13 protein-coding genes are annotated in these 11,199 nt (G+C 68.1%); 6 read left to right on the top strand and 7 right to left on the bottom strand.

Annotation, left to right across the window (positions count from 1 at the left end; all coding sequences use genetic code 11):
* The 4 genes from QZ772_RS21705 to QZ772_RS21690 form a co-directional block, all read left to right on the top strand.
* On the top strand, positions 1 to 432 hold a 432-nt coding region (locus QZ772_RS21705; protein WP_295530903.1), incomplete at its 5' end, for a class I SAM-dependent methyltransferase.
* Positions 433 to 469: 37 nt separating this feature from the next.
* Positions 470 to 1,360, top strand: coding sequence for a 4-hydroxy-tetrahydrodipicolinate synthase (gene dapA / locus QZ772_RS21700; protein WP_295530900.1), 891 nt, complete (start codon positions 470 to 472; stop codon positions 1,358 to 1,360).
* Between the two features lie 120 nt (positions 1,361 to 1,480).
* Entirely contained in the window at positions 1,481 to 2,569 is a 1,089-nt protein-coding gene (gene bamC / locus QZ772_RS21695) for an outer membrane protein assembly factor BamC (protein ID WP_295530897.1), read from the top strand.
* Between the two features lie 3 nt (positions 2,570 to 2,572).
* On the top strand, positions 2,573 to 3,352 hold the full coding sequence (locus tag QZ772_RS21690; protein ID WP_295530895.1) for an MBL fold metallo-hydrolase: 780 nt from the start codon (positions 2,573 to 2,575) through the stop codon (positions 3,350 to 3,352).
* 40 nt (positions 3,353 to 3,392) lie between these two features.
* Here QZ772_RS21690 and QZ772_RS21685 read toward each other — a convergent pair whose 3' ends face one another.
* From QZ772_RS21685 to QZ772_RS21675, 3 genes are all read right to left on the bottom strand, one after another.
* Positions 3,393 to 4,877 (bottom strand): bifunctional diguanylate cyclase/phosphodiesterase, encoded by a 1,485-nt coding sequence (locus QZ772_RS21685; RefSeq protein WP_295530892.1) that lies wholly within the window; start codon positions 4,875 to 4,877, stop codon positions 3,393 to 3,395.
* A 209-nt stretch (positions 4,878 to 5,086) separates the two neighbouring features.
* A complete protein-coding gene (locus QZ772_RS21680) occupies positions 5,087 to 5,581 on the bottom strand; it encodes a hypothetical protein (protein WP_295530890.1) in 495 nt (164 codons plus the stop codon).
* Complete coding sequence (locus QZ772_RS21675) at positions 5,571 to 6,698, bottom strand: cupin domain-containing protein (protein ID WP_295530887.1); 1,128 nt, start codon at positions 6,696 to 6,698, stop codon at positions 5,571 to 5,573. Before QZ772_RS21675 ends, QZ772_RS21680 begins: the two co-directional genes overlap by 11 nt.
* 17 nt (positions 6,699 to 6,715) lie before the next feature.
* On the opposite strand from QZ772_RS21675, the gene QZ772_RS21670 reads away from it, so the two are divergent.
* Entirely contained in the window at positions 6,716 to 7,240 is a 525-nt protein-coding gene (locus QZ772_RS21670; RefSeq protein ID WP_295530884.1) for a peptidylprolyl isomerase, read from the top strand.
* An 86-nt stretch (positions 7,241 to 7,326) separates the two neighbouring features.
* Here QZ772_RS21670 and QZ772_RS21665 read toward each other — a convergent pair whose 3' ends face one another.
* From QZ772_RS21665 to coaBC, 4 genes are all read right to left on the bottom strand, one after another.
* Positions 7,327 to 7,842, bottom strand: a complete 516-nt coding sequence (locus QZ772_RS21665) for a glycine zipper 2TM domain-containing protein (RefSeq protein ID WP_294373267.1) — start codon at positions 7,840 to 7,842, stop codon at positions 7,327 to 7,329.
* A gap of 166 nt (positions 7,843 to 8,008) precedes the next feature.
* On the bottom strand, positions 8,009 to 8,458 hold the full coding sequence (dut, locus tag QZ772_RS21660) for a dUTP diphosphatase (RefSeq protein ID WP_295530881.1): 450 nt from the start codon (positions 8,456 to 8,458) through the stop codon (positions 8,009 to 8,011).
* Entirely contained in the window at positions 8,455 to 8,919 is a 465-nt protein-coding gene (locus QZ772_RS21655) for a hypothetical protein (protein WP_295530878.1), read from the bottom strand. The genes dut and QZ772_RS21655 overlap by 4 nt, the downstream gene beginning before the upstream one ends.
* 20 nt (positions 8,920 to 8,939) lie before the next feature.
* On the bottom strand, positions 8,940 to 10,166 hold the full coding sequence (gene coaBC, locus QZ772_RS21650) for a bifunctional phosphopantothenoylcysteine decarboxylase/phosphopantothenate--cysteine ligase CoaBC (RefSeq protein WP_295530875.1): 1,227 nt from the start codon (positions 10,164 to 10,166) through the stop codon (positions 8,940 to 8,942).
* A 133-nt stretch (positions 10,167 to 10,299) separates the two neighbouring features.
* Between coaBC and QZ772_RS21645 the strand changes: the two genes are divergently transcribed.
* Positions 10,300 to 11,199: CTP synthase (locus QZ772_RS21645; RefSeq protein WP_295530872.1), on the top strand; the 900-nt coding region annotated here is incomplete at its 3' end.

Below are 11,199 nucleotides of genomic sequence, written 5' to 3'. Positions count from 1 at the left end.
GGCGTGGACCGTGATCCAGCGGCCATCGCCGCCCTGGCACCGCTGGCCGAAGCCGGCGCCGAAGTCGTGCAGGCGGACATCGAGAACGGCCCCTGGCCCTTCGAGGACTGCCGCTTCGACGCGGTGGTCGTCACCCACTACCTCTGGCGCCCGCTGCTGCCCCACATCGTGGCAGCGGTGGCGCCCGGCGGCGTGCTGCTCTACGAGACTTTCGCGGCCAACAATGAGACGGTCGGGCGCCCCTCGCGGCCCGACTTCCTGCTCGCGCCGGGCGAGTTGATCGCGGCCAGTGCCGGCCTGCGGGTGGTGGCCTATGAAGACGGCTTTCTCTCTTCGCCCGACCGCTTCGTGCAGCGCATCGCCGCCGTCCGGCCGCGTGCGGGAGAAGCCCTTGCGCGGCATCGCCTCGGTCCCTCCCAGGTCGCTGGCTAGAATCCGCGGTTCCGCGTTCACCGACAAAGAGAGTCCCTTGGAGCAACTGACTGGCAGCATCGTCGCGCTCGTCACGCCGATGCATGAAGACGGTAGCGTCGACTACGACGCGCTTCGCAAGCTCATCGACTGGCACATCGCCGAGGGCACAGACTGCCTGGGCGTGGTCGGCACCACGGGCGAATCGCCCACGGTGGACGTCGAGGAGCATTGCGAGATCATTCGCGTCACGGTCGAGCAGGCGGCTGGCCGCGTGCCGGTGATGGCAGGCTGTGGCGCCAATTCCACCCGTGAAGCCATCGAGTTGGCCCGCTACGCCAAGGGCGTGGGCGCCGATTCGCAGCTGCAGGTGGTGCCCTACTACAACAAGCCCACGCAGGAGGGCCAGTACCAGCACTTCCGCGCCATCGCCGAGTCGGTGGGCGACCTGCCCATGGTGCTGTACAACGTGCCCGGCCGCACGGTGGCCGATATGGCCCATGACACGGTGCTGCGCCTTGCCCAGATTCCCGGCATCGTCGGCATCAAGGAAGCCACCGGCAACATCGAACGCGCGCAGTGGCTGATCCGCGAGGCGCCGAAGGGCTTCTCCATCTATTCAGGCGACGATCCGACCGCCGTGGCCCTGATGCTCTGCGGTGGCCACGGCAATGTGAGCGTCACCGCCAACGTCGCCCCGCGCCAGATGCACGACCTGTGCGTGGCGGCCATTGCGGGCGATGCGCGCCGGGCAATGGAAATTCAGCTGTCCCTGATGCCTCTGCACCGGGCGCTCTTCGTCGAGCCCAATCCGATTCCCGTCAAGTGGGCGCTGCAGCGCATGGGCCGCATCGGCGCCGGGCTGCGCTTGCCCCTGACCCCGCTGGCCAGCACCCAGCACACCGCCGTCGAAGACGCCTTGCGCCAATGCGGCATGGTGTCCGGCTGACACAAACGTCAAGATTCGGCAACCTTTTGCCGCTCGGGCACTCCATCTGTCCCATGCGGCTGCCGTCCTTCCGACGGGCCGCCTGATTTACCCTCCCTCTCTTCGCCGAAGGAAGACGACTTGAACACCCCTTTGCGATTCGCCGTGCTGGCTCTGGCCACCAGTCTGGCTGCGTGCTCCGTGCTGGAGTCCGACAAGATCGACTACAAGAGCGCCGGCAAGGCCCCCACGCTGGAGGTGCCGCCCGATCTATCGCAACTGTCGCGCGACAACCGCTACGCCATTCCCGGCGGCGTCGTCTCGGCCAACGCCTATGAAGCCGGCCGTGCCAACGCCCCAGGGATTCCCACCGCCGTCGACAAGATCGGCGACGTGCGCATGGAGCGCGCAGGCAACGAGCGCTGGATCGTGGTCGACCGGCCGCCGGAGCAGCTGTGGGACACGGTGCGCGACTTCTGGATGGAAAGCGGCTTCCTGCTGACCACCGAGCAACGCAACCTCGGGATCATGGAAACCGACTGGGCCGAGAACCGGGCCAAGCTGCCGCAGGATCCGATCCGCTCGGTGCTGGGCAAGGTGATCGACTCGGTCTACTCCACAGGCGAGCTCGACCGCTTCCGTACCCGCATGGAGCGCACCCCGAAGGGCACGGAGATCTACATCAGCCACCGAGGCATGCAGGAGGTCTACACCAACCAGCGGCAAGACCAGACCGTGTGGCAGCCGCGCGCCGTCGACCCCGAGCTCGAGACCGAATTCCTGCGCCGCCTGATGGTCAAGCTCGGCGTGACCCAGGAGCAGTCGCGTGCTGCGGCCGCCTCCGTGGCCGCTGCGCCCCAAGCCCGCGCCGCCACCATCGGCAACGTCAACGGCCAGCCGGTGCTGCAGGTGGCCGATGGCTTCGACCGCGCCTGGCGCCGGGTCGGCCTGTCGCTCGACCGCACCGGCTTCACCGTGGAAGACCGCGATCGCTCGGCCGGCGTCTACTACGTGCGCTACGTGACGCCCAACCCCGACCGCAAGGAGCCGGGCATCTTCGGCAAGCTCTTCAGCCGCGACAACAAGAACGAAGCGCCGATGAAGTACCGCATCCGCGTGCAGTCGCAGGGCGACAAGAGCACGGTGACGGTGCTGAACGAGGCCGGTGCGCCCGAGAAGTCGGACAACGCTCAGCGCATCGTGCGCGTGCTGGCCGACGACCTGAAGTAAGGCGTGGCGCTGCGCTTTCGCAGCCTCGGCAGCGGCAGCAGCGGCAACGGCACGCTGGTGGAGGTGCGCAGCGAGTCGCGCACCTCGCGCCTGCTGATCGATTGCGGCTTCAACCTGCGCCAGCTCGACCAGCGGCTGGCGCGAGAGGGTCTCAAGGCCTCGGATATCGACGCCATCTTCGTGACCCACGAGCACGGCGACCACATCGGCTGCGCCCATGCCTTGTCGCAGCGAGACGGCATCGATGTCTGGATGAGCGAAGGCACCTGGCTCGCCACCGCCGCCCCCGACTACGCCGGACGGCTTCATCTGGCCCGCGATGGTGAAGCCATCGAAGTGGGCGAGCTTGAAGTCCAGCCCTTCACCGTTCCCCATGACGCCCGCGAGCCGCTGCAGCTGCGCTGCACCGACGGGGCGCGGACATTGGCGGTGCTGACGGACCAGGGACACGCCAGCGCTCACGTCATGGCGCGCCTGGCGGGTGTCCATGCCCTGCTGCTGGAGTTCAACCACGACGTGGCGCTGCTGTCCCAGTCGCGCTATCCGCCCTTCCTGAAGCGGCGCGTGGGGGGCAACTATGGCCACCTGTCCAACGCGGCGGCGGGCGAGATTGCCCGCGCGGTGAACCACGACGGCCTGCGACATGTGGTGGCCGCTCATCTGTCGGAGCAGAACAACCGGCCGGACATCGTCAGGCAGGCCATGGCCGAGGCGCTGGGTGCGGCCGCCCACGAGATGCTGGCGGCCGACGCCGCCGAGGGCTCGCCCTGGCTCGACGCCTGAGCGGCGCCGCAGGCGAACCGCGCGCCCCCCCGGCGATGCCTCAGAGATTGGACAGCTTGGTGCTCATGAACAGCGATTCGCTGAAGGGCAACGACTCTGGCCCGTTGTCACTGGCGCCGTGGATCATGCCGGTCATCTCCTCGGCCGAGATCGGCTTCGAGAACAGGAAGCCCTGAAGCTCGTCGCAGCCCATCATCATCAGCAGCTCGCACTGGCCTTGGGTTTCGACCCCTTCGGCCACCACCTTCAGGTTGAGCGTCTTGCCCAGACTGACGATGGACGCAGCGATGGAGCGCGCATCCTCGCTGTGCTCCAGGTCGGCGACGAAAGCCCGATCCACCTTCAGCTCAGAAGCGGGAAGGCGCCTCAGTGCCGCCAGGCTGGAATACCCGGTACCGAAATCGTCGATGGACACATGCAGCCCAAGGGAGCGCATGCGCTCGAAGGTGGCTGTGGCGGTCGCGGTGTGCTGCATCGCCACCGATTCGGTGATCTCGCAGGTGAAGCGGTTCGGCTGCAGGCCGTAACGCTCCAGACATTGCGCAATATGGTCGACCAGGTCCTCTTCCTGCATCTGCAGCGCGGAGATGTTGACGGCCACCCGCATGCGCAGCCCCATCGCCCGCCATGAAGCCGCCACGCGACAGGACTCCTCGATCACCCAGCGGCCCAGCACACCCATGAGCCCCGCCGCTTCGGCCATGGGCACGAACACTGCCGGTGCCACGTTGCCGCGGATCGGATGCTGCCAGCGCAAAAGCGCTTCGGCCGCCGTGATCTGCAACGACTGCGCATCCACCTTGGGCTGGAACAGCAGGCGCAGTTCCTTGTTCTCGACGGCGGCGCGCAGATCGTTCAGGAAAAACGCCTGGGCTCGCGCCTCTTCGGCGAAGGCCGGGTCATAGACGCAGATCTTGCCCTCGCCATTGAGTCCCGCGCCCGCGCGCTCTGCCGCCAGTGACGCGAATTCGATGAGCCGGCCACGATCGTCCGCCGAAGCTGCGACAGCGACGCCCATGGAGGCCACAAGGATCAGTTGCCCCTTCGCCGACTGCACCGGCAACGCGAGCTGCTGGAACGCCAGTTCGGCCACTTCGAGCAGGTCGCTCTTGCTGCCCGGGATGGCCAAGGCGAACTCGCCGCCCTCCAGATGCGCTGCGGTGGCGCCCGGTGGCAGGCATCCGAGAAGACGCTGGGCCGCGAGCTTGACGACGAAGTCCGCGAATTCCTGACCGAAGGCCTGCCGCATGCGGCGGAAATGATCCAGCAGGATCACGACGACGCCGTGGGGGCCCACCTTCGCCAGAATGTCGAGCGACGCATCCAGCCCTTTGCGGTTGCGAAGGCCAGTCAGGGCGTCGCCGCGCTCCAACTCGTGCTTCTCGCGGGAGACCACCTGAAGCTGATGCGAAATGCGCGCCGATTTCCACCGCTCGCGCATCATCAGCAGCAAAGCCACCAGGGCAGCCAGCAGGCTCAAGCCGATCAGGCCGAGCGATACCTCGTCAAAGGCGGCGACTTTCATCAGGTGTGCAACGAACTGGAGGACGGGCAGGACACGGCCGAGATGATCGCCACTTTCGAATCAACTGGCCGGGAGTCCGGCAACATTTATCAACAATTTACATCTTATGTCGCAGGTTGTGGCGGCTCAGTGTGTCGACAGCGAGTCGGGAGTTTGTCGAAGCGGTGTTTCCGGTCGCGGTCGCGAATCCACGCTCAAAGCACAGGCCCTCAAAGGCCAAGGATGGAGGCCGGGAAGCCTGGACGCGCACGGGCAAAGGCATCGTCCAGGCGATGTCGCAACGATGCCACCGCGAGCTGCGAATCGGTGCTGCGCCCACGGCTGCCTGCCGGATCATGGCGCCCGACGATCCACCCCGGCGTCCAGAGGCCGCTGGGCAGATCCGCGGCATCGCTGGCGGCACAAAGGCGGCATTCGATGATGTGGTCCCACCGCTGACGCCAGGCAACGAAGCGCGGATGCCGCGCCCGCAGTTGCCGGTCGTCCTGCATGAGCAGGCGAAGCCGCCGCGCGCTGGAAGCCCAGGCTTGGAGCGCTTCGATGACAGCCGTCTCGCCGAGCGGCCAGTCCGCAAACTCGGCATCACAGCACCACAGGGCGGGCCAGCCCTGGCTGGCCGCCCCGCCGAAGGCCTCTCGCAGCCGATCGGCGAATTCGGAGGGTCCATCAAACGACCCCGCCGTCAGGGAGGCCTCATCGGGCATGGACCCACCCGGCCTCGCACCAGTCCCCCAGCAGCGCCAGCGCCTCGGCACTGGCCTTGGCCAGTTCGCGCGCACCCAGTTCGCGGCGATCCGCCAGGCGGCGCATCAGCACGGCGTCGCGCCCGCCGGCCAGCAGGCTCTCGCCGTTGATGAACACATGGCGCGCGTCGTAGAGCATGCGGGTGCGCCGGTCGAGCTGGACGGCCTCGACCTGCTCGGGCCATTCGCCGGGATCGAACCACACGTTCGGCTTGGGTTCGGTCAGGGACTCGCCCAGCGCGCAGTCGATGCGCGTGGACTGGGCCAGCGCCTTCTGGACGGCGTCTCGGGCGAAAGCCTGCAGCGCCTCCGGGATGGCAGCGGGCGATTGCGAGGCCGGCTGGCCGGGGTCGGCATAGCGGCGGCCCGGCGCCTCGTCGTCGGAGACGATGTCGCCCAGCCGCATGAGCAGGTCGGCGGCCAGTTCGGTCTGGGCCGGGGCGCGCAGGCCCACGGAGCAGGTCATGCAGTCGCCGCCCACGGCCACGCCATCATGGGCATAGCGGGGTGGCAGGTAGAGCATGTCGCCGGGCTCGAGCACCTGGGTGTCCTCCGGCTCGAAATGGTCAAGGATCTTCAGCGGCAGGCCGGGGCGCAGCGTCAGGTCCTTCTGGCGGCCCCAGGACCAGCGGCGGCGCCCGCTCACCTGCAACAGGAAGACGTCGTAGCTGTCGAAGTGCGGGCCGACGCCGCCGCCATCGCTGGCGTAGCTGATCATCACGTCGTCCAGCCGGGCCTCGGGCAGAAAGCGGAAGGGCTGCAGCAGTCCGTGGACGTCGTCGTCGTGCAGGTCGACGCCTTGCACCAGCAGCGTCCATTCGGGGCGGCCCAGCGGCGGCAGGCTGCGCCGGACGAAAGGGCCGTGTCGCAGGCGCCAGCCCTGGCGGGCATCGTGGGTGACCAGGCGGGACTCCACGCCCTCCTCGCCGGCCAGGTCGAACAGGCGGGCGCGCGACATCGGCGGGGCGGTCATCGGCAGCGCCTGGCGCACGAGCAGGGGTTTCTTCTGCCAGTGGCGGCGCATGAAGGTGTCGGCGCTCAATCCTCCGAGCAGGGGCAATCGTTGTGTCAGGGGCATGGTGGGAGAATTCTCATATGGAAATCACCCCCCAATGCGTGGTCGCCCTGACCTGGACCCTCAAGGACACCCTTGGCGAAACCCTGGACGTGCTCACCGAGCCCGTCGAATTCCTGGTGGGCGGCGACGACCTCTTCGATGCGATCGAGACCGCGCTTCAGGGCCACGGCCCCGGCGCCCGCGTGCAACTGCACCTGGAGCCCGAACAGGCCTTCGGCGACTTCGACGAGCACCTGCTCTTCCTGGAGCCGCGCTCCCTGTTCCCCAAGGAAGTCGAGGAAGGCATGAGCTTCGACGGCGCTGCGCTGCCCGCGGGCGTCAACCCGGACATGCCGAAGAACGTGCTCTACACCGTGGCCGAGATCTACCCGGAGCATCTGGTGCTGGACGGCAACCATCCGCTGGCCGGCATCGCCCTGCGGCTGGACCTGACCGTCAACGCCGTGCGCGAAGCCACCGAAGAAGAGATCGGCCGCGGCACTGCCGGCACCGGCTTCTTCCGCTTCGAGCCGATGGCACCGGGGAGCGATTCGCTGCACTGAGCGCGAGGGGCGCGTCCCGAGGCAGTGCGCCATGAAGCAAAAAGGCCGGCTCCCCGAGGGGGGCCGGCCTTTTCGTTCAGCCTTGCTCAGTAGCGCGAGATCTGACCACCGTCGATGCGCACCCGATCGCCGATGCGCAGGTCGCCGGGGCTCGGTACATCGAAGCTGCGGTAGCCGCCATTGCTCATCTGCACCGAGACGCGATAGCTCTCGTAGACACGGCCCGCGCCGTTGCGCGCCTCAACCGCGTTGCCGGCCAGTGCGCCACCCACCACGCCGAGCATCGTCGCCGCCGCGCGGCCGGAGCCGTGGCCGATCTGGTTGCCCAGCACGCCGCCGACCAGGCCGCCCACCACGGCGCCACCGCCGGACGGCGCCACAGGCGGCGTCTCGCTTCGCAGCACCTCGATGTTGGCCACGATGCCGGTTTCGACATACACGGCCTGGTTGTACGCCGGCGCGGCCGGGTACACGGGCGCCGCGGCGGGCTGATAGGGATAGCGAGTTTGGTAGACCGGTACCGGCGTCACGCAACCGGCCAGCAGCGCGGCTGCAGTGAGAGCGACGGCCGGAACGGCCAGAGAACGAATCTTGTTGTGAATCATGGTGTGGATCCTCGACAGGCGGGACTGCCCTCGGCTGATCGACTGCATCGCCGCACCATGCGACGTCGCGCGCGACCGCCCGCCTCGGGGATTGGAGGCGGACGCACGGCAAAGGTTCTGGAAGGCACCCTTGCTCACAGCCGAAACAACTTCTGGGAGATGCTTACAGCTTCCCGGTGGAGCCGTAACCGCCGGCACCGCGTTGGGTGTCGGCCTCGAAGGTGTCGACGACGCGGAACTGGGCCTGCACCACCGGCACGATCACCAGTTGCGCCAGGCGCTCCATCGGTTCGACCACGAAGGGGGTCTGGCTGCGGTTCCACGCACTCACCTTGAGTTCGCCCTGGTAGTCGCTGTCGATAAGTCCGACCAGGTTGCCCAGCACGATGCCATGCTTGTGACCCAGGCCCGAGCGGGGAAGGATCAGGGCCGCATAGCCCGGGTCGGCCAGGTGGATGGCGAGCCCTGTGCCGATGAGCTCACAGGCGCCGGGTGCCAGAGTGAGCGGCGCCGCGAGGCAGGCGCGCAGGTCCAGCCCGGCGCTGCCAGGCGTGGCATAGGTGGGGAGTTGCTGGGCCATTCGCGCGTCGAGCACGCGCACGTCGATCTTCATGGGGACTGCTGTTTTCGAGGGTTGTGCCGAGCGGTCGCGCCGCTGGCGGAAGGGTTGGGTGCCTTGTTCTGCAGGCCCTTGCGAATGCCGGTGAGCAGCTGCCGTGCAGCGGAGGTCGTGGCGTCGCGCCGGGCAAAGCGCTTGAACAGTCCGGCGCCGAGTGCAGCCAGCAGTGCCAGCACACCGAGCGGTGCTCCCACCGCCCACAGCACGAGCAGACCGACCAGGCCCGCCACGGCGTAGCCGGCGGCCTTGTCGGGCGGCGCGGCGCTGCCGGGCGCAGCAGGAACGCCAGAAGAGACCGCGGCCGCTGGCGGCGCCGACCCGGCGGGCGCCGCTGGGCGTGCAACGCCAGGCCGTTCGGGATGGGCCTGCACATGCTGCAGCGACCGGGCGGTCAGCTGCTCCACGTAGCGCACGAAGTCGCCGTTGCGGGGCGTGTTCCAGTCGGTCTCGTTCATGGGTCGATGCCTTGGACTTGTCAGCCGCGCCAGGGCCGCAGCCGGGCCGCGATCTCGGAGGCCAGCTCTCGGGCCAGCGCGAGCTTGGGCGCACGAGGAAGTTCGCGCGCCCCCTGCTCGTCGACCAGCAGCAGGCTGTTGTCGTCCTGGCCAAAGGTCAGCGGCCCGATGTTGCCCACGAGCAGCGGGATGCCTTTGCGAAGGCGCTTCGCCTTGGCATGCTCGAGCAGGTTCTCGCTCTCGGCCGCAAAGCCGACACAGAACAGCTGACGCTCGCGGGCGCGCACGCCCTGCGCCACGGTCTGCAGGATGTCGGGGTTCTCGACGAAGCGCAGCACCGGCGTCTGACCGCTGCCGTCCTTCTTGATCTTGTGCGTCTGCGGATCGGCCGGTCGCCAGTCGGCCACGGCGGCCGTGGCCACGAACACCGATGCATCCGACACGGCCGCCTGCACCGCCTGCAGCATCTGCTGCGCCGAGCCCACGTCCAGGCGCTGCACGCCGCGCGGGGTGGGCAGGTGCACCGGGCCGGCCACCAGCGTGACACGGGCGCCCGCCTCGCGCGCGGCGCGGGCGATGGCAAAGCCCATCTTGCCGGAGGAATGATTGGTGATGCCGCGGATCGGGTCCATGGCTTCGAAGGTCGGGCCGGCCGTGACCACCACATGCTCGCCCTGCAGCACCTTGGGCTGGAAGTGGGCCACGACCTCCTCGAGCAGTTCGGCCGGCTCCAGCATGCGGCCATCGCCCGTCTCGCCGCAGGCCTGCCAACCCTGGCCCACGCCCAGCACCTGGGCACCGTCGTCGGCCAGCTGGCGCAGGTTGCGCTGGGTGGCCGGGTGGGCCCACATCTCGCGGTTCATGGCCGGCGCCACCAGCAGCGGCACGCGCTGCAGCGGACGGGCGAGGCACAGCAGGCTGAGCAGCTCGTCCGACCGGCCCTGAACCAGCCGCGCGATGAAGTCGGCGCTGGCCGGTGCCAGCACGATCGCGTCGGCCTCACGCCCAAGGTTGATGTGCGGCATATTGTTGGCCTGCCGGGCGTCCCACTGCGACAGATACACGGGTTGGCCGGACAGGGCCTGCATCGTCACGGGCGTGATGAACTGCGTGGCCGCGTCGGTCATGACCACCTGCACCGTCGCACCGGCCTTGATGAACAGCCGGCACAGCTCGGCCGACTTGTAGCAGGCCACACCGCCGGTGAGGCCCAGGAGGATGTGCTTGCCTGCCAGGTCTTGTTGCATCCGGGCAGTGTAGAGCGAGCACCGCCTTGACCCGCCCTCGCGTCACGGGATGTGGCCTGACTGAAAAGAACGCATTGCCCGGCCGGTACAATCGCAATTTCCCATCCGCGGGCCATGGCGCCCGCGTCCGGCAATGACCAAATTCGTCTTCGTCACCGGCGGTGTGGTGTCGTCCCTCGGCAAGGGCATCGCTTCCGCCTCCCTCGCCGCCCTCCTCGAATCCCGCGGCCTCACGGTCACCCTCATCAAGCTCGATCCCTACATCAACGTGGATCCGGGCACGATGTCCCCCTTCCAGCATGGCGAAGTCTTCGTGACCGACGACGGCGCCGAGACCGACCTCGACCTGGGCCACTACGAGCGCTTCATCACGACGCGCATGCGCAAGTCCAACAACTTCACCACCGGCCAGATCTACAAGTCGGTGCTGGAGAAGGAGCGCCGCGGCGACTACCTGGGCAAGACGGTGCAGGTGATCCCGCACGTCACCAACGAGATCCAGGAATACATCAAGCGCGGTGCCGGCATCGGCACGCCGCACGAGGTGCAGATCGCCATCGTCGAGATCGGCGGCACGGTGGGCGACATCGAGTCCCTGCCCTTCCTCGAGGCCGTGCGCCAGATGAGCCTGAAGGCCGGCCCCAACAACAGCGCCTTCGTGCACCTGAGCTACCTGCCCTACATCGCGGCGGCCGGCGAGCTCAAGACCAAGCCCACCCAGCACACGGCGCAGAAGCTGCGCGAGATCGGCATCCAGGCCGACGCCCTGCTGTGCCGCGCGGACCGGCCGATCCCCGACGAGGAGCGCGCCAAGATCTCGCTGTTCTCCAACGTGCCCGAATGGGGCGTGATCAGCATGTGGGACGTGGACACCATCTACAAGGTGCCGCGCATGCTGCACGAGCAGGGCCTGGACGGCCTCATCTGCGACAAGCTGCGCCTGAACACGCCGCCCGCCAAGCTGCAGCGCTGGGACGACCTGGTCTACGAGGTCGAGCATCCGCAGAAGGAAGTGACCATCGCCATGGTCGGC

Source organism: uncultured Pseudacidovorax sp., assembly GCF_913773995.1.
Lineage (GTDB): Bacteria > Pseudomonadota > Gammaproteobacteria > Burkholderiales > Burkholderiaceae_C > Xenophilus.
This window is presented reverse-complemented; position numbering and strand designations above follow the sequence as displayed.

Excerpts from the sequence above, each read along its gene's own strand:
- QZ772_RS21685 (WP_295530892.1), bottom strand. The coding sequence starts at position 4,877 with ATGAAAGTCGCCGCCTTTGACGAGGTATCGCTCGGCCTGATCGGCTTG.
- QZ772_RS21680 (WP_295530890.1), bottom strand. The coding sequence starts at position 5,581 with ATGCCCGATGAGGCCTCCCTGACGGCGGGGTCGTTTGATGGACCCTCC.
- QZ772_RS21675 (WP_295530887.1), bottom strand. The coding sequence starts at position 6,698 with ATGCCCCTGACACAACGATTGCCCCTGCTCGGAGGATTGAGCGCCGAC.
- QZ772_RS21670 (WP_295530884.1), top strand. The coding sequence starts at position 6,716 with ATGGAAATCACCCCCCAATGCGTGGTCGCCCTGACCTGGACCCTCAAG.
- dut (WP_295530881.1), bottom strand. The coding sequence starts at position 8,458 with ATGAAGATCGACGTGCGCGTGCTCGACGCGCGAATGGCCCAGCAACTC.
- QZ772_RS21655 (WP_295530878.1), bottom strand. The coding sequence starts at position 8,919 with ATGAACGAGACCGACTGGAACACGCCCCGCAACGGCGACTTCGTGCGC.
- coaBC (WP_295530875.1), bottom strand. The coding sequence starts at position 10,166 with ATGCAACAAGACCTGGCAGGCAAGCACATCCTCCTGGGCCTCACCGGC.